The organism is Flavobacterium succinicans, from assembly GCF_001662485.1.
GTDB lineage: Bacteria > Bacteroidota > Bacteroidia > Flavobacteriales > Flavobacteriaceae > Flavobacterium > Flavobacterium succinicans_A.
This window is the reverse complement of record NZ_JMTM01000035.1, coordinates 179,030-203,936: the sequence shown is the minus strand read 5'-3', so window position 1 is coordinate 203,936 and position 24,907 is coordinate 179,030. Positions and strand designations below refer to the sequence as shown.

Here is a 24,907-nt window from a genome sequence, read left to right as displayed (position 1 = left end):
CAATTTTTGCTAACTTTTAAAATTCCGAGAATCGTTTATCGGTGAGGTATTCGTAATCGGTTAGTGTTTTCAAGAAGGCAATAAGTTGTTCTTTTTCTTGAACAGAAAGTACGATACCTATTTTTCCATTTTGTTTTAAAATAGGATCCAAAGTTGTTGAGTTTTCTACACCATTGGCATAATGATCTAAAACGGCTTCTAGTGTTCCAAAGCGTCCGTCGTGCATATAAGGTGCTGTCTTTTCGATGTTTCTTAAACTTGGCACTTTGAATTTGTATAAATCGGCGGCTAGTTCTGTCACTCGGTAACGTCCCACATCGTTTACTGCTGGATTTACGGGTAAGCCATTGTTTCTAAAAGAATGGTCGGTCATTAAATCTGTAGCGTGACAAGAGGCACATTTGGCATTAAAAACAGTATAACCTTCTTTTTCGGTTGTGCTTAGTGTGATGCCTCCTTCATTTCTTCTGAATTTATCAAATTTTGAATTGCTTGAGGTAATCATTACCATAAATTGTCCCAAGGCTTTTAGCATATTTTCGGAATTAATTAATCCGTCAGTGAAAGCGGATTTGAATAACTTTCGGTATTCAGGGTCATTTTTCATCATCGCAAGCGCTTTGTTGAAATCGCCATTCATTTCTATTGGACTGGTAAAAGGAATGATGGGTTGTAAGTCCAAATGATTGGTAGCGCCATCAAACATAAAGGTCGTTTGATAGGCTAAATTTTGAATGGAAGGCGTATTTCGAGTGCCTACAGCACCGTCTACTCCGTGACTTACGGTGTGTCCGTGATGCGTAAAAGCTGTTTCTTGTTCGTGACAAAAACCACAAGAAACGGTTCCGTCTGAAGCCAATCGTCCGTCATAGAATAATTTTTTTCCTAATTCGAATCCTTTTTCTGTCAATGGATTATTGGCAAAATTATAGGCAACTGGAGGAAAGTTGGAGGGGACTTTGAAGTCGATGGGTACATTTTGATAGTCTTCGTCGTTGTCGTTGGAACAACTCAAAAGAATAGAAAAAATGAACAACAATAGGTATTTTGTTTTCATTTGTATGTGTACATTTTGTTATTAAAAAGGGAATCGCGATAACTTGGGTTAGCGATTTTGGTGAAAAAACGATTGAAAGCAGTTTCCTTTTGAATGTTTCCAAAATATCCTAAATGTTGGTCTTCTAGCCCCGACAGAAGGGAAAAACCTTGTGAGCTGGTGTTCAGCTCACAAGTTTTGGAATGATGGCGGGAATCTTGTTGACAAAAATGCCTGATGATTCGCTCTTATTCTTAATTGATGGCAACTTTCAATCGCTTTTTGTGAAGTGGATTAGTCGTTATGAACGTGATCTACTTTGAACATTTGGTTAACATTTGTGGTTATTAAGGCTAATTTTGAACCACTCATAATCATAGCACCCATACCACCCATATTGTTGTCTGTCAATTTGATGGTGTTGGTTCCGTCTACCACTTTAGAGATATCTGTGATGATGTGTACTTGAGGGGTAATGTTGGTTCTAACTAATGCTTTGGTAGCTAAATCCAAAGTGATTTCAGTATAGTTGTAATCGGTTCCTGTTTGTCCTGTGTGAATCATAAACGAAGTAGGAGTTGTTACTGTACTTGAAGTAAAAGTACCTTCGAAAGCTAAGAATTTGTATCCTGCAGTCCAGCTCCACATCATTTTTGCTGCTTGTGCTTTGGCTAAGAAATCGCCTTGTCCTGTGGCACCAAGTTCCCATTGTGCTTTGTCTACTCCAATTCCGAATTTTACTTTGGTGTAGTTACCAGCTGGAATGTTTTTTAATTGAGCTTCTAAACTAGCTGGAGTAGCTTCGTCTATAATGAAGTAGCTTTCGCTTTTTGGGTAAGTGAACGTTGTTCCGTCTTCTTTGGTCAACACAATGTTACTAACGATGTATTTTACTGTGCTGATTTTCAAGACTTCGTTGTTGGCTGTTGTATTCGCTTGTGAAGTTAGAATAAGGTCATTGGCTTTGAAAGCGTTATCAAATTCTAGTGTTAAAGCTCCTGTTCCTGTGATTGCTTCGTCATTATCGTTAGAACAAGCTGTTATTGTAATTATTGCTGCTAAAGCTAAGGCTGCTTTTAAAATATATTTTTTCATGAGTTGGTTTTTTACTATTATGATATTCATTTGTTTTTTTGCATGATTGTATTGAAAAAGAACTTGATATATGTTCTTTTTTGAAATGATTATAGCGCATTTTCGAATTAAAACGCACGAAATCTTTCAGTGGCAATCATTGCGAGAGGTTGTATTTTCATACAAGGCGATGCATTTCAATTGAGATTGAAATGAATGTTGAATAAAATTATAGTAAAAAGGAGGGAGGTCTGAAAGTTGAATTTGTTTTGGAAATGGTTTTTCCAGACGTATGAAAAACGTTCAACTTGGTTGTTGAAGTTATCGGAGTGTTACTTGCAAATGATGTAGGTGTTGAATGAATGAGGTAAACAAAATCTGCTTTTTCTTTCAGAATGTTTTCCATTTTTTTCTCATTCTCATCAAATTGTTTTAGGCTTTTTTGTAATTCACAACGTCCATTACAAGTATTGGTAACTAATTTTCGTTGAATACAAATGGTTTTGATGATTTGGTCTTGGTTGGCTTTAAATTGAGTATATATCACTAAATTTCCCAAGATAGGAAATAGTAAGGTGATGGTTAGAAGATATACGCCAATTTTTTTCACAACAATTACAATGTTTTTTCAATGTGTAAAAGTAGTACAAGATTTTAGATTACAAAATTATATTTCTTGTAAATAGCATTTTTCTGGTTTTATGACTTTATTGTGATTTATTAACAATAAATTCTTGATAAATGTAATGCCGTCACGCTTTTTTGTTGTTGTTTTTAATTATATTTAAAAACTATTTAGCATAAAAATACCACCATTTATTCCTAACCATTTTATGAGCGTATATTCTGTTGTACTTGTTGATGACGAAATGATCAACATTGAGATTTTGAAAAAAATTATCTCAACGCATTGCTCAAAACTTGAGATTGTTGGTTTTGCGAAAACTTTGGAGACCGCCTTTTCAGAGATTGTAGCTAAGAAACCCGATATTGTTTTTATGGATATTACTATGCGTGAAAAACAAATTTTTGAAGTTTTAGATCAATTTGAAACTATCGATTTTCAAATTATTTTTGCTACAGCTTATCCTGGGTATTTTTTTAAGGCTTCAGCGTATAATCCTGCTGATTTTGTGGTCAAACCATTTAGCGAAATTGCCGTAAAAGATGCTGTTAAAAAGGCAATCAAACGCATCAAAAAAATCCGAAAAAGTAAAGAAGAGTAGTTATTTTTTCTTCAAAATCTTATATTCTTCATAGCAACCACTTATGGCATCCATAATTTGTAAATCATTGGCTGTTTGGATAAAGGCGTCTGAATAATTGCATCGTTTTAAGATGTCTGGAATTTCATTTTTGTCTATTCCTAATAAGGTGGCTATCATCTCTCTATCGTACTTAGATTCTAATGCTTTGCGTACCGTATCGTCTTTCTTTAAATCCTTTAAACGTCGTAACTCTTTGGGTTTTTTTCCAAAAAAATTATACAACATATCTGCGGGATTAAAAATCGATCCCAATACTTTTCCGAAAGCATCAGGAGAATATTGCCCGCCTTCATATCCAGCAGTTAATCCCGATATACTATATCTGAAGTTTTCTTTTATAGGAATTAATTTAGAGTCAACTTCCAAGTAACCCGTTAAATGAAATGGGCGGATAATGACTTCTTCTAGCGCTATCGCTTTTTCTGTAAGCTTAATTACTGTTGTTCTGTTTTTTAACCAGTCGTTTGTAACTCGTACTTTAATCGATTGAAAACCTAATAATGAGACGTGTAAAGTATCGCTTTGTGAAACCTCAATTTCAAAGTTGCCTTTGGTGTCGGTTGTAGTTCCTTTTACTTTGTTGACATTGATGATGTTAGCGTATGATAAAGGTTGGTCATTACTATCATTTACGATAGTTCCAGAAACTTTTAAAGTAGGGTTGGTTTCTTGTGCGAAACTGCTAACTGAAAGTAGGATAAAAAAGAAAACTACAAAATATCTCATATACGAATTTAAAGCTTTAAAAGTAGTAAATCGCAATTAAATATTTTGTAGTTTCTTAGTATTATTATAAGAAAATTAACAAAGGAATGTTAGTCTCTTCTTGGTCTTCTTGGTCTTGGGCTATCGCCAAAGCTTTCAGAACGTCTTGGAGCTCTTTCTGTTGAACCACCTTCTCTTCTTGGAGCGCTTCCTCTTTCGCTTCTGAATCCTCCCTCTCTTGGAGCTGAGTTTCTGTCGCTGCGGAATCCACCTTCTCTTCTTGGAGCAAAATTACCTTCTCTTCTTGGAGCAGCACTTCTACCTCCAAAACCTCCAGAGCTTCTTCCGTTGTGGTCGCGTCTTCCGCCACCATCATTTTTAGAAATCTCTACATTGATACGACGTCCTTCTAATTGTACATTGTTTAAAATGTCCATTACTTTATCAGTATGTTCAGCGTCTGTATTAAAGAAAGAAAATCCTTCTTTTACATCTACTTTGAATACGTCATCACGACCTAAGTCTAAAGTCTCTTTTAAGAAATCCTTCAAAGTCATCCAGTCAAAATTATCTCTTGAACCGATGTTTACAAAGTAACGAGTAGCACCACTATTGTTTCCTCTAGAAGCACCATCTCTATCGTCGCGTTCACGTCGATCCGAACCAGATGATTGGCTAGATAAGTCCCTGTTCTTTTTGTAGTAGTTGATGAAACGGTTAAATTCTACCGATACCATTTTCTTGATTAATTCTTCTTTGCTTAAACCTTCTAAAACATCATTGATTGCTGGAAGGTAGTTGTCAATTTCGTGATCTACTTCTGTTTCTTTGATTTTATTAGCTAAGTGTAATAATTGAATTTCGCAGATTTCAATTCCAGATGGGATTGTTTTTTCTTCAAATTTTTGTTTGATGATTCTTTCAATAGAAGAGATTTTGCGCAATTCACTTTTAGTAACGATTACAATTGAAGTTCCTAATTTACCAGCACGACCAGTACGTCCAGAACGGTGGTTATAGGTTTCGATTTCATCAGGAAGTTGGTAGTTTACAACGTGAGTTACGTTGTCTACGTCAATTCCACGTGCGGCTACATCGGTAGCTACTAGCATTTGGATTTGTCTTCCTCTAAACGATTTCATTACCCCATCACGTTGTGCTTGCGATAAATCTCCGTGTAATGCAGCAGCGCTGTATCCGTCTTCGATTAATTTTTCAGCTACTTGTTGCGTATCTCTTTTGGTACGACAAAATACTACTGAGAAAATGTCTGGATTAGCATCGGCTAAACGTTTCAACGCTTCGTAACGATCTCTAGCGTTTACCAAGTAAAATTCGTGTGATACTGTTGCAGATCCTGAGTTTTTAGTTCCCACTGTAATTTCTACGGGACTGCTCATGAATTGTTTTGCAATTCTTGCTACCTCCGCCGGCATAGTTGCAGAGAACAACCATGTGCTTTTTTCGTCTGGAGTATCTGATAAAATAGAGCAAATGTCTTCGTAGAATCCCATGTTTAACATTTCGTCTGCTTCATCAAGTACGCAATAATCAATGTTTTTGATGTTTACCAAGCCTCTATTGATCATGTCTTGCATTCTTCCTGGAGTAGCTACAATAATTTGTGCTCCTCTTTTAATTTCTCTAGCTTGCTCTGTAATACTAGCTCCACCATAAATAGCTACTACGTGAATACCTTTTTCGTATTTTGCGTAGTTTTTTAACTCGTTGGTGATTTGTAGGCAAAGTTCGCGTGTAGGCGATAAAACTAATGCTTGTGTATTTCTGTTGTCGGCATCAATTTTTTGGATTAGCGGAAAACCGAAAGCTGCCGTTTTCCCTGTCCCTGTTTGAGCCAACGCAACCATATCTGTGTCTTTTTCCAATAATAGGGGAATCGCCTTTTCCTGTACCTCTGACGGATTTTCAAATCCTAGATCTAAAATCGCCTTCAGTAACGATTCATTCAATCCTAATTGTTCAAATTTGTTCATTATGTATTTTTAAAATAGGGTGCAAAATTACTGTTAATATCTCAGATTAACTAATGCTATTTTAAGTTTTAATGATTTATTGTGATTTGATTTTCAGAAAGTTAGCTTTTTTATTTTTTATTTTTATTTTTTTAATAGCCTTTTTGAAGTGAAATTATGTCGAGAAATGATGAAAATTGCTATAAAAAATGATACATTTTTGATTGTTAATGAGTTGTATTAAGAAATGCAAGTAATGATTGTGTGGCGATACCGCGATGGCTGATTTTGTTTTTAGTTTCAAGTGAAAGTTCCGCAAAAGTCTCATTATAATTTTCAGGTTGAAAAATAGGGTCGTAGCCAAAGCCGCCTTCGCCTTTTTTTTCTGAAATAATAGTTCCTTTGGCTATGCCAGTGAATAAATATTGTTTGCCGTTAAGATTCAAACAAATTACGGTTTTGAATTGTGCGTTTCTGTTGCTTTCGTTGTTTAAAAGATGCAGTACCTTATTCATATTGTCCTCAGCGGAACGTTGTTCTCCAGCATAACGGGCAGAAAAAACGCCTGGTTCGTTGTTTAACGCTTCGATTTCAAGTCCAGTATCATCAGCAAAGCAATCATAACCATATTTTTCGGTTATGTAATTCGCTTTCATAATAGCATTTCCTTCGATAGTAGCCGCAGTTTCTGGAATTTCCTCAAAACAACCTATGCTTTCAAGACTCACAATCGTGATGTTTTCTGGAAGCATGCTTTGGATTTCTTTTATCTTGTTTTCGTTATTGGTGGCGAATACTATTTTCATTTTGGTTAACATTTTAAATGATTTAATAACGAAGTCTTACATAGACGTGTTTAATGCCTTTTTTATCCGAATCTCTTTCGTCAATTTCTAAAATTTCGGTTAGGGATTTGAGCATAGGGGTGAGTTTACTAAAGCCGTAACTTCTTGGGTCGAATTCGGGTTTGTTTTTGACGATTAGATTTCCCACATCGCCCAAAAATGCCCAGCCATCATCGTCGCTTATGGCATCTATGGCATCTTCGATAAGGTCAATAGTTGGGTTGTCTATTTTGATAGCCGTTTCTTTTTCTACTACTTTTTTGGTATCCGATGGAGTTGTAGTGGTGGTGGCTTTTGGTTTTTTCTTTTTGGTAGCACCTTCTAAAACTTCTATAAATACGAAACGATCACAGGCCACAATAAAGGCGTTTGGGGTTTTCTTTTCACCTATTCCAATGACTTTCATACCTGATTCTCGCAACCGAATGGCAAGTCGGGTAAAATCGCTGTCGCTAGAAACGATACAAAATCCATCTACTTTGTCTGAGTACAACAAATCCATCGCATCGATAATCAAAGCGGAGTCGGAAGAATTTTTACCTATGGTGTAGCTATATTGTTGAATGGGCGTAATGGCGTGTTCTAATAAAACAGACTTCCATCCATTAGCATTGGGTTTTGTCCAATCGGCATAGATGCGTTTGGTGGTAGGAGTGCCGTATTTAGTGATTTCTTCCATCATCCCTTTGATGTTGCTATACGGAACGTTGTCGGCGTCAATTAGGACAGCTAGTTTTAACTCTTTGGTGTTGTTTGACATTTTTAAAGCTTTGGTGTTCAAAGATACAAACTTTATGGTTAGCACTTTGCCTAGACCTGATCGAAATGAAAAGCCTCTTGTAGTTCAACTGAATGTTTTACTTGTACTAGCAGAGCTTCGTCCTCACCCCAGCCCCTCTCCGAAGGATAGGGTAGCTATTAGCTCCTGCTAGTGCTTTAGTGAAAATCGGTTGAGTCACAAGAGCTTGTAATGAAGAGCAGGATTTTGTGGCTAAAAAGAATTGTCTAAAAAGACCATTTTTTTAAGTAAAATAAAAGGATTTTGGGAGTAATTATAAATTTTAAATATTTAATTTTGCGCCTTAATAAAAATGTAGTACTAAGTCATTATATTATGGTAAAAGATTTATTCGAAAGAATCCAAAACAATAAAGGTCCTTTAGGAAAATGGGCTTCTCAGGCAGAAGGTTATTTTGTTTTTCCAAAACTAGAAGGAGAATTGGGACCAAGAATGCAATTTCAAGGAAAAAATATATTGAACTGGAGTTTGAACGACTATTTAGGTTTGGCCAATCATCCAGAAGTGCGTCAGGCAGATACGGATGCAGCCATTCAGTTTGGTGCTGCTTACCCAATGGGTGCACGTATGATGAGCGGACACACGAAATATCACGAGCAATTAGAGCAAGAATTGGCTGCTTTTGTGATGAAAGAGTCGGCTTATTTGTTGAATTTTGGTTACCAAGGAATGGTGTCTATTATTGATGCTTTGGTAACTAAAAACGATATCATTGTGTATGACGTAGATTCTCACGCTTGTATTATTGATGGGGTGCGTTTGCATATGGGTAAACGTTTTACTTACAAGCACAATGATTTAGAGAGTATGGAGAAAAACCTGCAACGTGCTACTAAAATGGCGACAGAAACAGGTGGAGGAATTTTGTTCATTACCGAAGGTGTGTTTGGAATGCGTGGACAACAAGGTAAATTGAAAGAAATTGTAGCCTTGAAAGAGAAATACAATTTCCGTTTATTGGTGGATGATGCACACGGTTTTGGAACGCTTGGAAAAACAGGTGCTGGAGCAGGTGAAGAGCAAGGTTGTCAAGACGGAATTGATGTTTATTTTTCTACGTTTGCAAAATCTATGGCGAATATTGGTGCTTTCGTAGCAGCTGATAAAGACATTATTGATTATTTGAAATACAATTTGCGTTCTCAAATGTTTGCTAAAGCATTGCCAATGATACAAACTCTTGGTTCTTTGAAGCGTTTGCAATTGTTGCGTGAATCTTCTGCGATTAAAGATAAATTGTGGGAAAATGTTAATGCGTTACAAAACGGATTAAAAGAAAGAGGATTCAATATTGGTGATACTAATACTTGTATTACTCCTGTTTACTTAGAGGGAAGTATTCCAGAAGCGATGGTGATGGTGAACGACTTGAGAGAAAACTACGGTATTTTCTTGTCGATTGTTGTTTATCCAGTAATCCCGAAAGGTATTATTTTGTTGCGTATGATTCCAACGGCTTCTCATACTTTAGAAGATATTGCAGAAACTTTGGCGGCTTTCGAAGCCATTCGTGAGAAACTAGTTAACGGAACGTATAAAGAAATTGCAGCACGCACTACAGTAGATATGGAAGCTTAATTTTTTAAGGTTTTCACTTATATAGAAAATCCATTCGTTTTTGGCGAATGGATTTTTTTTGTTTTACTGAGGTTTAAAACTGACCACTGAGGACTGAAAACTGACAACTCTTTTCTTAAAGAAGTTCTTTTCTAAACGTTTTTCTTCGGCAGTGAATGGTAGGATTGAAGTTTTTCCATAGCAATTGGATAGCGAGATTGTCTGCTAATTCGGGAGTACGGATACAATTTTGAATGCCTTTTTCGGTGAAAGTTTTATGGTATTCTTTAAAAATTACCGCAGTAACACCTTTATTTTGGTAGTCGGGATGCACGCCAATTAAGTAAAAAAGAACGTCTTTACAGTTTTTTCTTGCTTGTAATAAATGAAGGAAACCAAAAGGAAATAATTTGCCTTTTGCTTTTTGTAGCGCTTTTGAAAAACTTGGCATCACGATGGCAAAAGCGACAAGATTTCCGTCTTTGTCTTCTACATATTTGATGTATTCTGGATTGATGAAGTTGATGTATTTATTTTTGAAATACTCCTTCTGAATGTCCGTAATTGCTACAAACGAGGAAAGTTTGGCATACGATTCATTGAATAAATCAAACATTTTGTCCACATACGGAAGGACGTCTTTGGTTTTGGTGAAATTGATGGCTTTTAATTGGTATCGTTTTCTAATCAATTCCTCTGCTTTCTCAAAAGTTTCGGGTCTTACATTCGAAAAAGGAAATTTATTTTCTACATATTCTTTTTCGGTTACATAGCCTAGTTGCTCAAAGTGTTGCGCATAATATGGGTGATTGTACCAAGTAATCATCGTGCCAATTTCTTCGAAACCTTCGGTTAGCACGCCCACTTTGTCTAAATTTGAAAAACCCATCGGACCTTCTACGTATTCTAGGTTGTTTTTGCGCCCCAATTCATACACTTTTTCAAGTAGTGCTTGGGTTACTGTTATATCGTCAATAACATCAAACCAACCAAAACGAACCTTTTTTTTCTCTTGATTATTAACTTCATCCCAATTGATAATAGCAGCGATTCTTCCAACAACTTCTTGGTTTTTTTTGGCGACAAAAAAATAGGCTTCGGCATTTTCAAAGGCGGGATTTTTGGTTTTGTCAAAAGTTTCCAATTCATCTGCAATCAATGGAGGTACCCAATACTTGTTGTCTTTATAGAGAGAAAAAGGGAATTTTATGAATTCGGTGATTTCTTTTTTGCTTTTGGCTTCGTGAATCGTAATCATGGATTATAAAGTGTAAAGTGTAGGTGCGAATATAGCCAACTTTTATCCATAAAAAAAGCCCAATTATGGGCTTATTTGTTAATCGAAATTAGATTTTCTTCTTCTCTCTTGTTCTTGATTATCGATTGCTTTTTTCTTAATGTTTCCATTTTTCATTCTTGAAATGGTATTTTTGTAAAAACCATCATAGCGCCAAGAGACTCCAAATCCGCCATATAATATGGTTGGAGTGTTTTTGAAATTCGTACTTATTGAAGCGTCAATTTGTAGGTTGTTGTTTACTAAATAAGCCGCTCCACCACGAGCGATCATATCGCTATAAAAATCACTGTTGAAACCTTGGTTTTCAATAAAACCCGACCATTTTTTACTGAAACCGCGGGTTAAAGTTACTACATAGCCATAACTTGGATAGTCTGTTCCTATATAATCAGCGATGATGTTGGTAACAAAAACCCAACGGCCATCACCTAAATGGTTTTGCGTAATCAGCATGACTTTTGGAGAAATACTTGATTCTAGAGAAAAAGCATAAGGGTTTCCAGAAAAAACAAAATTGGATCCAGCGAATACCGAAACTGCAGGAACTAATTGTCGCCAATTAAAACGTTGATTGGCTTTCCAACTGTAAAAATTGACTTTTTTCTCGTAATTTTTAAAGGGGTCATAAATTAAATATTTGGCTCCCAAATTGGTCTGCCTAAAATTGGCTCTGTTGGTTGAACTAATATTAGTGTCGAGTTGATCATTTTGGTATTGAATATCTGCAATGACTTCTAATCTTTCCAAAAAGGCACCCCAACGAATCGTAGCGTCAAGACCAAAACCATTCACATCATAATTCAATAAATTGTGGTGGGAAGTTATGCCATAAATACCACTTTCAATCTGGATAATGTGTTTACCAACACCATAAGCAGACATGGTTTCTCCAGGGCGGTTGGAATTAATTTGATCGGTAAATTGCCCATAGTGAGCAAAAGGAATTAAAAATAAAGCGATTAAAGCAATTTTTTTGAATGGGAGCATAGTTATATTCTTTTGATTTAAAATACTAACGCAATCAAAAGTACTATATTTTATTATTTATTTAAGATTAGTATTTTAAATTTGATCATTTGATTTACTAATTTTGAAAAAATTTTTAGATATGCAACTAGCCTCATTTAGTGGATTTGTAAGAACATTGTTGTACATGATTATGTTTTACTATGTTTTTAAATTTTTGGCTAAACTTTTTTTGCCAATTTTAGTTAAAAAAGCGGTAGAAAAAGCTGGTGAAAATTTTCAGCAGCAGCAACAATATGCCCAACAGCAGTATGCGCAAAATAATAGAAGATACAGCAATCAAGACGAGATTATTGTTGATACGGCTCGATCCAAAAACCCAAAAGAAACCAAAAAAGTGGGAGAATATGTGGATTACGAAGAAATAGATTAAATTTGTGCACTGAAGCCCATTTTTTAATCTAATTCAAATCTGAATCCATTGAAAGTTATAAATAAATTCTATCCGCACGCATTAGCTATTCTAGGTTTTGTAGTTATTTCTTTAATTTATTTTTATCCTGTTCTACAAGGAAAACAAATTTTCCAGTCCGATATTGCTCAGTTTACTGGGATGGCCAAAGAGCAAAACGACTTTAGAGCCATCGAACATCAAGAACCTTATTGGACAAATGCTGCTTTTGGAGGAATGCCTACCTATCAATTAGGGGCAAAATACCCTCATGATTACATTGGCGCTTTAGATGATGCTATCCGATTCTTACCTCGACCAGCCGATTATTTATTCTTATACTTTTTAGGATTCTATGGTCTTTTGTTGGTCTTGAAAATCGATCCGTTAAAAGCCTTTTTTGGTGCGATTGCCTTTGGGTTTTCTACTTATTTGATTATTATTTTGGGAGTGGGGCACAATGCCAAAGCCCACGCTATTGGATATATGCCAATGGTAATTGCAGGTTTTATACTTGTTTTTCAGCGTAAATATATTCTAGGTGGTTTGGTTACTTTATTTGCTACAGCATTAGAAATTAATGCGAATCACTTTCAAATGACCTATTATTTGTTGTTGTTATTATTGATTTTGGTGGGGTATTATTCGTATCAAGCCATCAAAGAAAAACAATACAAAGATTTAGCCAAAAGCTTTGGAATATTAGCTATTGCAGGAATTTTGGCGATTGGGGCAAATGCGACCAATTTACTAGCTACTTCAGAATATGCTGCTTTTAGTACTCGAGGGAAAAGTGAATTGACGTTCAATCCAGATGGATCAAAGAAAACAGAAGATATAGCTTTATCTCGTGATTATATTACGGAATATAGCTATGGCATCATGGAGAGTTTCAATTTGATTGCTCCAAGAATTTTTGGTGGTTCCAATAGTGAAGCCCTTGGAAAAGACAGCGCTATGTATGAATTTATGGTGGGTCAAGGTGTCCCTGAAGATCAAGCGGCCGATTTTACTAATGGATTACCAACGTATTGGGGAGATCAACCAATTGTGGCTGCACCAGCGTATATTGGAGTAGTGGTTTTCTTTTTGGCAATTTTAGCACTATTTATTGATAAAAGAAAAATAAAATACGTCTTCTTTGGAGGTGCTATGTTTGCGTTAGTCCTATCTTGGGGAAAAAACTTTTCTTTATTGACAGATTTCTTCATTGATTACATTCCGATGTATGATAAGTTTAGAGCCGTTTCGTCTATTCAGGTCATCCTCGAATTGTGTTTCCCTGTTTTGGCTATTATGGGATTACAAGCCTTTTTTACTTTGGAAAAACCACAACAAACTAAAGGAATTTTGCATACAGCATTGTTTGGTTTGGGAGTTATGCTCATTCTTTTTGTGAGCAAAGGCGCGTGGAGTTATGCAGGTAGCAGCGATGGATTGTATTTGCAAAACTATGGTCCTGGATTTGTAGACGCGCTAAAAGCAGATCGTATGAGTTTATACACTGCGGATTTGTTGCGTTCTACCTTTTTTATAGTGTTAATTGCAGCTGTATTGTGGTTTTATACTCAAAAAAGATTGGCACAAAATACCGCTATAATTATTGTTGGTGTTTTGATGATTTTTGATCTTTTCTTCGTGGATAAAAAATATGTTTCAGGAAAAGATTTTATGAATGGTCGAGAAGTGGCAGCTCCATTTCAAGAAACTCCTGCTGATATTCAGATTTTAAAAGATGTATCGAACTACAGAGTTTTTGAGGTAAGTGGAAATTTATCGAGTGCAAGAGCTTCCTATTTTCATAAATCTTTGGGAGGTTATCACGCGGCTAAGCCTAGAAGAATTCAGCAGTTATTCGATTACCAAATCGCTAAAAATAATATTGAGGTTTTAGATTTTTTAAATGTAAAATACATCATTCAAACCGATAAAGAAGGCAAAGAATTTCCAACCGTTAATCCGAATGCGAATGGCAATGCTTGGTTTGTAAGTCAAATAAAAGCAGTTTCTTCTGCCGATGAGGAGATGAAAGCGTTAGATAAATTTGATTCTAAAAATGTGGCAATTGTCAATACAAAAGAGTTTACTATTTCAAATAAAAGTTTTGTAAAAGATGCTTCAGCGGTAATTACTTTGGATGCCTACAAACCAAATCACTTAACGTATACTTCAACTAATGCTAATGCTGGTTTAGCCGTGTTTTCTGAAATGTATTATGCTAAAGGTTGGAAAGCCTACGTTGATGGTAAAGAAACGCCAATTTACAGAGTAGATTATGTTTTGAGAGCTATTGAAATTCCAGCTGGAAAATATAAAGTAGAATTCAAATTCGAGCCAGAAGTAGTACAAACGGGAAGTACTATTGCTTTGGTGAGTTCTATTGCAATGCTATTGCTTTTGGTAGGAGGGATTTATGTTGAGCGAAAAAAAATCAAGAAAGTCGAATAAAGAGAGAGATGAAAACTAATGCTAAAATTGATGCAAAAAAGGTTGAATTGCAAAAAATATATTTGGAGCGATTGGAACGATTTATGTCATTAGTTGAACTTTCATATGCTTTAAAACACGCACCAAGAGTGATACAGAAAAAATAATGCTTCCAGAAATTGTAAATATTTGGACAATATTCAACGAAAAAAATGTTCGTTATCTAACTATTGGAGGTCTTGCTGTAAATATTTATGGCTATACAAGAAACACTGGTGATATTGATATTCTATTAGAAGATACTACTGAAAACAGAATCAACCTAAGAGCCGCTTTTAAACAAATTGGAATAGGAGACTTTCCTCAAATTGAAACAATGCAATTTGTAGCAGGATATACAGATTTTACAATTTCGTATGATTTGCGTTTGGATGTAATGACATCAATTAAGGGATTGGAAAATGCAAATTTTGATGAACTACTTCAAAATGCTACAATTGTTTATTTAAACGAAGTTCCTGTGTATTTCATTGATTATGATAGTTTGATACTGGCAAAAAAAGCGACCAATCGATTAAAGGATCAATTGGATATTGAGGAATTAAATAAATTGAATAACAAATAACTTGAAGAAAGATATCAAAAAACTCTTAATTATCACTTATTATTGGCCGCCAGCCGGTGGACCTGGTGTGCAACGTTGGTTGAAGTTTGTCAAATATTTACCCGATTTTGAGATTCAACCGATTGTTTATATTCCAGAAAATCCAACCTATCCTATAGTCGATGCTCATTTAGAAAAAGAAGTGTCGCAGCAAGCCATTGTTTTGAAAAAAAGCATTTTTGAACCCTATCAATTGGCTTCCTTTTTTTCTAAAAATAAAACCAAAAAAATAAGTTCAGGAATTATTCCTAATCAAAAAAAACAATCCTTTTTGGAAGCGTTTTTATTGTGGATACGTGGCAATTTGTTCATTCCAGATGCCCGTGTTTTTTGGGTGAAACCTTCTGTTGCTTATTTAGAAAAATACATTGCTGAAAATAATATTGACACTATCGTTACTTCTGGTCCACCGCACAGTTTGCACTTGATTGGTCTAGAGTTGCAAAAAAAAGTAAACGTCAAATGGTTTGCCGATTTTCGTGACCCTTGGACGACTATTGGCTATCACAAAGCCTTACGGTTGTCTAGTTATGCTGCCAAAAAGCATAAAAAATTAGAACGTCAAGTACTCAATGCTGCTGACACGATTATTGTAACTAGCAAAACGACTAAAACGGAGTTTCAAGCCATCACTTCAAAACCCATTGAAGTTATTACGAATGGGTATGACACAGAAAATGTTGCGCCACAGACGTTAGATACCAAATTCACTTTGGCACATATTGGTTCGTTTTTATCCGAACGCAACCCATTGATTCTTTGGGAGAGTTTAGTAGACTTACTTGCCGAAATCCCCGAATTTAAAAATCAGCTTGAGATTAAATTGATGGGCGCCGTGAGTCAGGAAGTGCTTGATACGATTAGCCGATTTGGACTCAATGACTATTTGAATAATTTGGGCTATGTATCGCACGATACAGCGGTAGCGCATCAACGTAAATCACAAGTTTTATTGTTAATCGAAATTGATTCTGAAGATACCAAAAGCATCATTCCGGGGAAACTTTTCGAATATATGGTTTCTGGAAGGCCAATTCTTGCTATTGGACCCAAGGACTCTGATTTTGCTGAGATTATCACTAGTACGAATACAGGAGTGTTTTTTGAATATGATAAAAAACAGCAATTGAAAGCTACCATTTTAGCCTACCATCAACAATTTTTGGAAGGAAAATTACAATCAAATCCCGTAGGTTTGCAAAAATATTCCAGAAAGAGTTTAACCAAAGAATTAGCTACTCTTTTAACTTCTAACTTTTAACCTCAAAAAAGTAACTTCAAACCTCTAACTTCTAAATTCTACCTTCGAATAATGGGCATAGTTTTAAATCAATCACTAAAGAATACTATAATTACTTATATCGGTTTTGGAATTGGAGGAATAAGTACCCTGTTTTTATTTCCACCAATTTTAGGTAAAACGTTCTACGGATTGTCCAATTACATTTTGTCTTGTGCTAATGTATTAATGCCCTTATTCGCCATTGGAATGCAAAATACCTTAGTAAAGTTTTATTCGCAGTGCAAAACTGAGGAGGAAAGAAATCAGTTTTTGTCTTTTACCGTTTTGTTTCCCTTGCTATTGAGTATTCCAATGCTTTTGATTGGTCTGTTTTTTTATGATGAAATTTTGTTTTTTGTTACTAAGAAAAATCCTATTGTTCAAAACTACATTTGGTTGATCCCTTTCATCGGATTATGTATGGCTTATTTCGAAATATTCTATGCTTGGGCAAGAGTACACATGCATTCAGTTTTTGGTAATTTTATCAAAGAAGTGGGTTTGCGACTATTTTCTTTGTTCTCTCTTTTAGCTATGTACTTCAAGTGGATAACTGCGGTGCAATTTATTTATCTTACCGCTGGAATCTATTTTGTAGCTTTTTTGGTCACCATGTTTTATGCTTTCCGAATTAAAAAACCTGTTTTTCAAATTGCTATTCCAGAGAATGTAAAAGGGATTGTTGAATACTCATTTTATATCATTTTATCTGGGAGTGTCGCTAATCTTTTATTAGATGGAGACAAAATCATGCTGAATCAGTATATGGATATCGGGAATATTGCCTTTTACTCGGTAGCCACATATATTGCTTTGGTGATTTCTGTGCCCAGTCGCGCCATGCACCAAATAGTGTACCCTATTACGGCCAAATTAATGCATGAAAACAAATACGACGATTTGAATATTTTGTACAAAAAAACCTCTATCAATTTGCAAATGGTTGGTGGATTCGTAATGTTGTGCATCTTTGTAAACATCAATCAGTTGTATGAATTGTTGCCAAAGGAATACGCTGGCGGAATTATGGTCGTTTTTATGATTGGACTCTCTAAATATTTCGATTTAATTTTAGGGAATAACAATGCCATTATTTTCAATTCAAAGTACTATCGTATGGTCTTGTTTTTGGGGGTAATGTTAGCGTTATTAACCTTTTTACTCAATTGGATTTTTATCCCTTTATATGGAATAATCGGTTCTGCCTTTGCGACACTTTTGTCCATCACAGTATATAGTGTTGCCAAGCTTCTTTTTGTAGTAAAACGTATGCATCTCTATCCATTTAGTAAACAAACCATGGTTTCTATAGGAATTACATTCGTTCTTTTGCTTCTTTTTTACTTTTGGCAATTTCCATTTCATCCTTTAATTGGGATCACGTTAAAATCGATGTTGCTCACCATAATTTATGTTTATATCAACTACAAAATGGTTATTTCTCCCGAAATCAATCAGGCTATCGATACGCTTTTTATTAAATTAAAACTAAAAAAGTAATAGATACACCATTGAAATATAGATACTCGCGTATAGAGTGTGCTGTTTTTAAGCTAAAGAATTATTGCTCATAGAAAATTATTTTTCGGAGCAGCAATCCAAAGCATTTTTGGTCACATCGTCCCGCCATCCGCTATATCTTTGCTTTTTAAAGAAAAAAAGCAAAGGATGCCGCTGCTGTCGGGGCTAAAGGGAAGCATTGTTGCTTTTTTGTTTTCATTTAAAAAAAATCGAATAGCGAAGTCTATACAAATATTCCGTAAAGCTTTTACCAAAGACGTAAAAACAAAAAATCGCTAACCTTCATTTCATCAAAACATTCAAAAGTGTTTTAATGAAGCAGACATTTAGATTATGTCCTTGTTTTCGGTAATCTTTTGGTAAGCTAATTACAGCAAGATTTTTGAGCTTATTTGTTGTCTGATTTTCAGGTAGTTGTTTTTTTTAAGTAGGTAATTATGAGATTATTCAGAAATAGCTTAAAATTAGCTTTTTTTTTGCTAAATTTATTTAGCTTTTTATCGATTTTTAGTGCCTTTTATCTAGTTTTTTAACGTTAAATTTTTTTTTAAAATTCTGATTATTAGTACTTTAAGTGTGTGTTATTTTTTTATATGAAATATCACTAAAAGTGGGTATTGTACATGCTATTTAACTAAGGTAAATTTGTAAAAAATTAATATCTAATGTATGTATTGGATTTTAATCTTTAAAAACTAAAATAGCATGAAATATAACCAATCTTTAAACCAAGAAGATTTAACCATTTTTACAAAATCCATCAACTCTAAATTAGAAGAGGGATTTATTTTAGAGGAACGAAATGATGCTTTACCTTTTGCAGTTTTATCCAAAAAACCCAAAAGAGTCAATCACAAATTAAATTTTAAATTATCTTGTGTAACATTAGGCGCTTGGTCTATTGTATGGCTTTATTTGAGCCATATTTCAAAAGCAAAGAAAATCGTTGTTGGTCTTGATGAAGACGGAAACGTTTTTCAAGAAAATTGTTATATGGGGTAGTTGCAAGACATCACTTTCTTAAAAAAAAATAGCCGCGAATTCATGTAGTTTAATACAGTTTTCGGGGCTATTTTTCTAGAATACCATTTTGTTTAGACTAGTTCAGTTTTTCTTTAAGGTATTTGGCCGTAACTGAATTTTTATTTTTGACTACTTCTTCTGGTGTTCCAACAGCTAAGAGTTTACCTCCATTTTCTCCTCCCTCAGGTCCTAAATCAATAATCCAATCGGCACATTTTATCAAATCAAGATTGTGTTCTATAACAAGTATAGAATGTCCTTTTTCAATCAAAGCGTCAAATGAAGCGAGTAATTTTTTAATATCATGAAAATGAAGTCCTGTGGTAGGTTCATCAAATACAAATAATGCTTTTTCTTTAGTTACTCCTTTCACTAAAAACGAAGCCAGTTTAATACGCTGCGCTTCGCCACCAGAAAGCGTTGACGATGATTGTCCTAACTGCACATATCCCAAACCAACGTCTTGCAAAGGCTGTAATTTTTGAATAATTTTATTTTGTTTATGTTTTGTAAAAAATGCAATAGCATCATCAATGGTCATAGTGAGGATGTCGTGAATGTTCTTTTCTTCAAAGGTAACTTCTAGAATTTCTTTTTTAAAGCGTTTTCCATTGCAGGTTTCACAAGGCAATTGCACATCGGCCATGAAAACCATCTCAACATTGATAGTCCCTTCTCCTTTACAGGTTTCGCATCGGCCGCCGTCCACATTAAACGAAAAATGTTTGGCTTGATAGCCTCTTACTTTGGATAGTTTTTCTTTGGCAAACAAATCTCTGATGTCATCATAGGCTTTGATGTAGGTTACAGGATTCGAACGGGAACTTCTTCCTATCGGATTTTGATCTACATATTCAATATGTTTGATATGCGAAAAAGAGCCTTTCATTTCAGTAAATTGTCCTGCTTTTTCACCTACGTTTTCCAGTTTTTTTTGCATGGCTGGAAATAGTATTTTCTTGATTAAAGTACTTTTTCCGCTACCAGAAACGCCAGTAATAACCGTAAGTATATCCAAAGGAAAAACAACATCGATATTTTGTAAATTGTTTTCTCTAGCGCCAATGATTTCGATGTAATTTTTATAGGGACGTCTTTTTTTAGGAGTTGCAATAGTTTTGGTGCCACTCAAATAATTTGCGGTCAAGGAATCCGCTTTTAGGATTTCTTCGAAAGTCCCTTGTGCGACCAAATTTCCGCCCAAAGTACCGGCTTCTGGACCAATGTCAATAATCATGTCAGCGGCTTTCATGATATCTTCGTCATGCTCGACCACAATTACGGTATTGCCTAAATTTCGTAACGAAAGTAAGACATTGATTAAGCGTTCGGTGTCTTTTGGGTGCAAACCAATACTCGGTTCATCCAAAATATACATCGATCCTACCAAACTACTTCCGAGTGAAGTGGCTAAGTTAATGCGTTGTGATTCTCCACCCGATAAAGTGGCTGAATTTCGGTTTAAGGTCAAATAATCCAATCCTACTTCTGTCAAAAAGGATAGTCGATTATTTATTTCAATCAATAAACGCTTAGCGATTTGTTTTTCATATTCATCCAATTCAATTTTTTTGAAGAAATCTACTAGATTCTTAATTGGTAAGTCTACAAGATCAGATACAGTCTTGTGGTTTATTTTGACATAGGATGCTTCTGGACGAAGGCGTTTTCCTTTGCAACTCGGACATTTGGTTTTACCACGATAACGCGAGAGCAACACGCGATTTTGTATTTTGTAATTTTTTTCTTCTAACTCTTTAAAGAAATCATGCAGTCCTTGAAAGTATTGATTTCCTGTCCAAATGAGTTCCTTTTGTTCATCAGTTAACTGAAAATAGGGTTTGTGAATCGGAAAATCAAATTTGTAGGCAGCATTGACTAGTTCATCTCTAAACCAACTCATGCTTTCGCCACGCCAAGGATAGATGGCATTTTCAAATACCGAAAGCGTCGTGTTCGGAACTACGAGTTCTGGATCGATACCAATAATGTTTCCGTAGCCTTCACAAGCCGGACAAGCTCCATAAGGATTATTGAAGCTAAATAAATGAACGTTGGGTTCTAGAAATGCAATACCATCTAACTCAAAATTATTCGAGAAGCTAAATCTATTTTTTTCGTTAAGTTCTTGTAGAAAACAGGTTCCTTTTCCTTCATAAAAAGCGGTTTGAACGGCATCGGCCAAACGATTGTAGAATTCTTCTTCGGTTTTAACCACAATACGATCAATGATGAGTTCGATAGTCAGTTTTTCTATCTCTTTGTCTTTTTTGTCCAAAATAGAAGCAATAAAATCATCTAAACGAAGCATTTCGTGATCGACAAGTACTCTTGCAAAACCTTGTTGCTGTAGTATTTTTAATTTATCTTGTAGTTTTCGACCTTCTTCTACATGAAGAGGTGCCAAAAGCAGCCATTTGCTATCCAAAGCTAAGGTTTTTACAACATTGACCACATCGGTTACGGTATTTTTCTTTACTTCTTGGCCAGAAACAGGAGAGTAGGTACGTCCAATTCGCGCATACAATAACTTGATGTAATCATAGATTTCTGTTGAAGTACCCACTGTAGAGCGCGCATTGGTCGTGTTTACTTTTTGTTCGATGGCAATGGCTGGAGCAATACCTTTGATATATTCTACTTTTGGTTTATCCAAACGGCCTAAGAATTGCCGTGCATAGGATGACAAGCTTTCTACATAGCGACGTTGCCCCTCGGCATAAAGGGTATCAAAAGCCAAACTTGATTTTCCAGAGCCCGAAAGTCCGGTAATTACTACCAATTTGTTTCTAGGAATGACAACATCCACGTTTTTTAGATTGTGAACCTGTGCGCCTTTGATTATTATATTTTGTTTGGGGTCTAATGTAGAAAGGTCAATCGACATAATAAAATGAATTTGCACAAAAGTAATCAATTTTGCCCTGTTTGTGAAGGTTAAACGAATCACAATTTTTGTCTACTTGGTCTTGTAAAATCCTTGTTTTTAATTGTTTTTTGTTGCTAATTCCTTTTGTTTCTGCTGATTTATTTAGAATTTATAATATTAAGTTATAGTTTTACATAAACATTCAACTCATGCGATTACAAAAAACTTTTTTACTCGTAGCTTTATTTTCAGTTTTCAATTTTTTAGCTCAAGAACTTCCACCAATTGTAAAATATGCTCCCAATACTTACGGAGCTGGTAACCAAAATTGGATGATCTCTCAGGATCAAAATCAATATTTGTATTTTGCCAATAACGAAGGTTTACTCACTTTTGATGGCTCCAAATGGGATTTATATCCTTCGCCCAACGAAACGATAATTCGTTCGGTAAAAGTGATTGGACAGCGAATTTACACGGGCTGTTACATGGAGTTTGGGTATTGGGTACGCCAAAAAAATGGACAATTACAATATACTTCATTAAGCAAAAAAATTAAAAGCAAAATTCAGGACGATGAGCAGTTTTGGAATATACTGAATTATGATCAATGGATTATTTTTCAGTCGTTGAACAAGATTTTCATTTATGATTCCAAAAAAGATTCGTTTAAAGTTATTGCGCCTAAAAGTGGCATTTTGAAATCCTATCGAACGCCCAATGCAATTTACTATCAAACGGTTTCGAATGGATTATTTGAGATCGTAAGCGGAAAAGAAAGTTTGGTTTCTAATGATCCGATACTCAAAAACAATAAAATCATCAATGTATTTGCTATCGATCAAGGACTTTTGATACAAACGCAATGGAATGGTTTTTATACTTTGATTCAAAATAAAGTTTCTCGATTTATAACAGAAGTAGATGACCAGTTAATTGCGAATACTATTTACAACAGTCAGCAATTATCCAATGGGAGTTTTGCAGTAGGTACCGTTTCTAATGGTGTTTTTATTATCGATACGCATGGAAAGCTTAAACATCATATTTATCAAAGCAAAGGATTGAGCAATAATACTGTTTTGTCCTTGTTTGAAGATTTTGATAAAAATTTATGGATTGGTTTAGACAATGGCATCAATTGCATCAATTTGCAATCTCCCATTAAGAGTTTTACAGATAATTCAGGGGTTTTGGGAACTATTTACGCCACAAAACTTATTGATGGAAAGCTTTATGTGGGCACGAATCAAGGCCTTTTTTATAAAAAATATGACTCGAATGAGGATTTTAAATTTATAAACGGAACGAAAGGGCAAGTATGGTCTTTGTTTGAATGGAATGGAGAACTCTTCTGTGGTCATGATTCTGGAAGTTTTTTAGTTCAAGGTGCAATCGCGATACCTATTTTTAAAAGTTCTGGAACTTGGAAGTTTTGCCCAGTTCCTAACAGAAAAGATCTACTTATACAAGGAAATTATTACGGAATTTCTGTTTTGCAAAAGGTAAATAATCAATGGGTTTTTAAAAACAAAATAGCTGGATTTGATTATTCGGCTAAAAGTTTTGAAATCACAAAACAACTTGAAGTGTATATAAGCCATGAATACAAAGGTGTTTTTCGATTGCAATTAAATAAAGAGTTGACAAAAACAGCTCCTTTTTATACCTACACTTCTCCCCAAAAAGGAAAAAACGCTAGTTTGACTCAATTCAATGGCGCCATTTATTATGCTTATAAAGAAGGAATTTTCAAGTTAAATCCTTCAACCAAGAAATTTATCAAAGATCCGTTTTTGAGCACTATTTTTAGCAAAGAAGAATATACTTCAGGACAAATGATTGTTGACAATTCCAATAGATTGTGGTTGTTTACCAAGAACTATATCCATTATTTGTCTTTGAGTAAATTGAGCAATCAGTTGAAGGATAATGTCATTCCAATTCCAGCTTCATTGACGAATTCGATGTTGGGGTATGAGAATTGTACGCAGTTGTCTAATGCTGTTTTTCTTATTGGTACGGCAGATGGTTATTATACCTTGAATTTGAATGATTTGAGTTTTAAAAATTACAAAGTAGCCATTACTAATATTGCCGTGAATCGATTGAATGAGGGTTCATATAATTACGCAATTCCAGAGGATGGAAAATTCAATTATGAACAAAACAACATCGCATTTAATTTTACCGTGCCCGAATACAATAAGTATATCAATGCTGAATATCAGTTTTTATTGGAAGGCTTTCAAGAAAAGTGGAGTACATGGAGTTCAAAATCGGCCATTAATTTCAAAAATTTACCTCCAGGAAATTATGTGTTTAAGGTAAGAGCAAAATTTTCTAATTCCTTGTTAGAAAATACAGCAAGTTATTCTTTTACGGTTTTAAAGCCTTGGTATCTGACCAATTTGGCTGTATTCGTTTATCTCATATTATTTGTTGTTTTGGTATTTTATATTCACAAGGCGTATCAGAATTATTATGAAAAACAGGAAGCCAAGCTCATCGAAGAGAATAACCTTTTGCTTGAGATCAAAGAGCTCGAAAACGAACAAGAATTAATGCGATTACGAAACGAGCAATTGTCACAAGATGTTGATTCTAAGAGCCGAGAATTGGCTGTTTCGACTATGAGTTTGAATAGTAAAAACGAGTTGTTGGCTTTTATCAAAGAAGATTTAAAGAAAACCGCTCCGAGTGATACTTCAAATATAAAATCAGTGATATCAACGATCAATAAAAATATTACCGAAGAGGATTCTTGGAAAGTTTTCCGCGAAGCATTTGATAGTGTTGATAAAGATTTTCTCAAACGCGTAAAACAAATACACCCGTCATTAACTCCAAATGATTTGAGGTTATGTGCCTATTTAAGAATGAATCTTTCGTCTAAAGAAATTGCCCCCTTGCTGAATATTTCGGTAAGAAGTGTAGAGATAAAAAGATATCGATTACGCAAAAAAATGGATTTAACACATGAACAAGGCTTGGTAGAATATATTCTTACCGTATAGTTTTTTCAAAATAATCATTAATCTCCTATACATTACCACAACATTTGTAATTGTTGTGGTTTTTTTTGTTTTTGTTAAACGGTTTTGGCTGTGCTATTTTCGTAATAATTATGCTGTTTTTTTAGGGTTT

At 34.9% G+C, this 24,907-nt stretch carries 19 protein-coding genes; 9 read left to right on the top strand and 10 right to left on the bottom strand.

Annotated elements, in window-relative coordinates; all coding sequences use genetic code 11:
• Nucleotides 1-16: 16 nt before the first annotated feature.
• From FLB_RS06415 to FLB_RS06405, 3 genes are all read right to left on the bottom strand, one after another.
• Complete coding sequence (locus tag FLB_RS06415; protein WP_064715124.1) at nucleotides 17-1,057, bottom strand: cytochrome-c peroxidase; 1,041 nt, start codon at nucleotides 1,055-1,057, stop codon at nucleotides 17-19.
• Between the two features lie 273 nt (nucleotides 1,058-1,330).
• A complete protein-coding gene (locus FLB_RS06410; RefSeq protein WP_064715289.1) occupies nucleotides 1,331-2,131 on the bottom strand; it encodes an MbnP family protein in 801 nt (266 codons plus the stop codon).
• Nucleotides 2,132-2,339: 208 nt separating this feature from the next.
• On the bottom strand, nucleotides 2,340-2,720 hold the full coding sequence (locus FLB_RS06405) for a hypothetical protein (protein WP_231891053.1): 381 nt from the start codon (nucleotides 2,718-2,720) through the stop codon (nucleotides 2,340-2,342).
• A 223-nt stretch (nucleotides 2,721-2,943) separates the two neighbouring features.
• On the opposite strand from FLB_RS06405, the gene FLB_RS06400 reads away from it, so the two are divergent.
• On the top strand, nucleotides 2,944-3,336 hold the full coding sequence (locus FLB_RS06400; RefSeq protein ID WP_064715122.1) for a LytR/AlgR family response regulator transcription factor: 393 nt from the start codon (nucleotides 2,944-2,946) through the stop codon (nucleotides 3,334-3,336).
• Here FLB_RS06400 and FLB_RS06395 read toward each other — a convergent pair whose 3' ends face one another.
• The 4 genes from FLB_RS06395 to FLB_RS06380 form a co-directional block, all read right to left on the bottom strand.
• Entirely contained in the window at nucleotides 3,337-4,104 is a 768-nt protein-coding gene (locus FLB_RS06395) for a carboxypeptidase-like regulatory domain-containing protein (protein WP_064715121.1), read from the bottom strand.
• A gap of 89 nt (nucleotides 4,105-4,193) precedes the next feature.
• Nucleotides 4,194-6,077, bottom strand: a complete 1,884-nt coding sequence (locus FLB_RS06390) for a DEAD/DEAH box helicase (RefSeq protein ID WP_064715120.1) — start codon at nucleotides 6,075-6,077, stop codon at nucleotides 4,194-4,196.
• 206 nt (nucleotides 6,078-6,283) lie between these two features.
• Complete coding sequence (locus FLB_RS06385) at nucleotides 6,284-6,862, bottom strand: non-canonical purine NTP diphosphatase (protein ID WP_064715288.1); 579 nt, start codon at nucleotides 6,860-6,862, stop codon at nucleotides 6,284-6,286.
• Between the two features lie 22 nt (nucleotides 6,863-6,884).
• Nucleotides 6,885-7,661, bottom strand: coding sequence for an NYN domain-containing protein (locus FLB_RS06380; protein ID WP_064715119.1), 777 nt, complete (start codon nucleotides 7,659-7,661; stop codon nucleotides 6,885-6,887).
• 354 nt (nucleotides 7,662-8,015) lie between these two features.
• Here FLB_RS06380 and FLB_RS06375 point away from each other — a divergent pair, with 354 nt between their 5' ends.
• A complete protein-coding gene (locus tag FLB_RS06375) occupies nucleotides 8,016-9,278 on the top strand; it encodes an aminotransferase class I/II-fold pyridoxal phosphate-dependent enzyme (protein WP_064715287.1) in 1,263 nt (420 codons plus the stop codon).
• Nucleotides 9,279-9,393: 115 nt separating this feature from the next.
• Here FLB_RS06375 and FLB_RS06370 read toward each other — a convergent pair whose 3' ends face one another.
• Entirely contained in the window at nucleotides 9,394-10,515 is a 1,122-nt protein-coding gene (locus FLB_RS06370; RefSeq protein ID WP_064715118.1) for a hypothetical protein, read from the bottom strand.
• A gap of 78 nt (nucleotides 10,516-10,593) precedes the next feature.
• The gene (locus tag FLB_RS06365) at nucleotides 10,594-11,544 is read right to left on the bottom strand and encodes a transporter (RefSeq protein ID WP_064715117.1); all 951 of its coding nucleotides are present in this window, start codon (nucleotides 11,542-11,544) and stop codon (nucleotides 10,594-10,596) included.
• 121 nt (nucleotides 11,545-11,665) lie between these two features.
• Between FLB_RS06365 and FLB_RS06360 the strand changes: the two genes are divergently transcribed.
• The 6 genes from FLB_RS06360 to FLB_RS06335 all read left to right on the top strand — a co-directional run bounded on the left by FLB_RS06360 (nucleotide 11,666) and on the right by FLB_RS06335 (nucleotide 18,870).
• Nucleotides 11,666-11,956 carry a DUF4834 family protein gene (locus FLB_RS06360; RefSeq protein ID WP_064715286.1) on the top strand — a complete coding sequence of 97 codons (291 nt, stop codon included), beginning with the start codon at nucleotides 11,666-11,668 and terminating at the stop codon, nucleotides 11,954-11,956.
• A 48-nt stretch (nucleotides 11,957-12,004) separates the two neighbouring features.
• On the top strand, nucleotides 12,005-14,422 hold the full coding sequence (locus FLB_RS06355) for a YfhO family protein (RefSeq protein ID WP_064715116.1): 2,418 nt from the start codon (nucleotides 12,005-12,007) through the stop codon (nucleotides 14,420-14,422).
• Nucleotides 14,423-14,567: 145 nt separating this feature from the next.
• The gene (locus tag FLB_RS06350) at nucleotides 14,568-15,026 is read left to right on the top strand and encodes a hypothetical protein (protein WP_064715115.1); all 459 of its coding nucleotides are present in this window, start codon (nucleotides 14,568-14,570) and stop codon (nucleotides 15,024-15,026) included.
• A gap of 1 nt (nucleotide 15,027) precedes the next feature.
• Nucleotides 15,028-16,326, top strand: coding sequence for a glycosyltransferase family 4 protein (locus tag FLB_RS06345; protein ID WP_064715114.1), 1,299 nt, complete (start codon nucleotides 15,028-15,030; stop codon nucleotides 16,324-16,326).
• Nucleotides 16,327-16,377: 51 nt separating this feature from the next.
• On the top strand, nucleotides 16,378-17,847 hold the full coding sequence (locus tag FLB_RS06340; RefSeq protein WP_064715113.1) for an oligosaccharide flippase family protein: 1,470 nt from the start codon (nucleotides 16,378-16,380) through the stop codon (nucleotides 17,845-17,847).
• 726 nt (nucleotides 17,848-18,573) lie between these two features.
• Entirely contained in the window at nucleotides 18,574-18,870 is a 297-nt protein-coding gene (locus tag FLB_RS06335; RefSeq protein ID WP_064715112.1) for a hypothetical protein, read from the top strand.
• A 97-nt stretch (nucleotides 18,871-18,967) separates the two neighbouring features.
• Here FLB_RS06335 and uvrA read toward each other — a convergent pair whose 3' ends face one another.
• Nucleotides 18,968-21,778: an excinuclease ABC subunit UvrA gene (gene uvrA / locus FLB_RS06330; protein WP_064715111.1), complete on the bottom strand. Its 2,811-nt coding sequence runs from the start codon at nucleotides 21,776-21,778 to the stop codon at nucleotides 18,968-18,970.
• A 191-nt stretch (nucleotides 21,779-21,969) separates the two neighbouring features.
• Here uvrA and FLB_RS06325 point away from each other — a divergent pair, with 191 nt between their 5' ends.
• Nucleotides 21,970-24,777: a triple tyrosine motif-containing protein gene (locus FLB_RS06325; RefSeq protein WP_064715110.1), complete on the top strand. Its 2,808-nt coding sequence runs from the start codon at nucleotides 21,970-21,972 to the stop codon at nucleotides 24,775-24,777.
• Nucleotides 24,778-24,907: the final 130 nt, after the last annotated feature.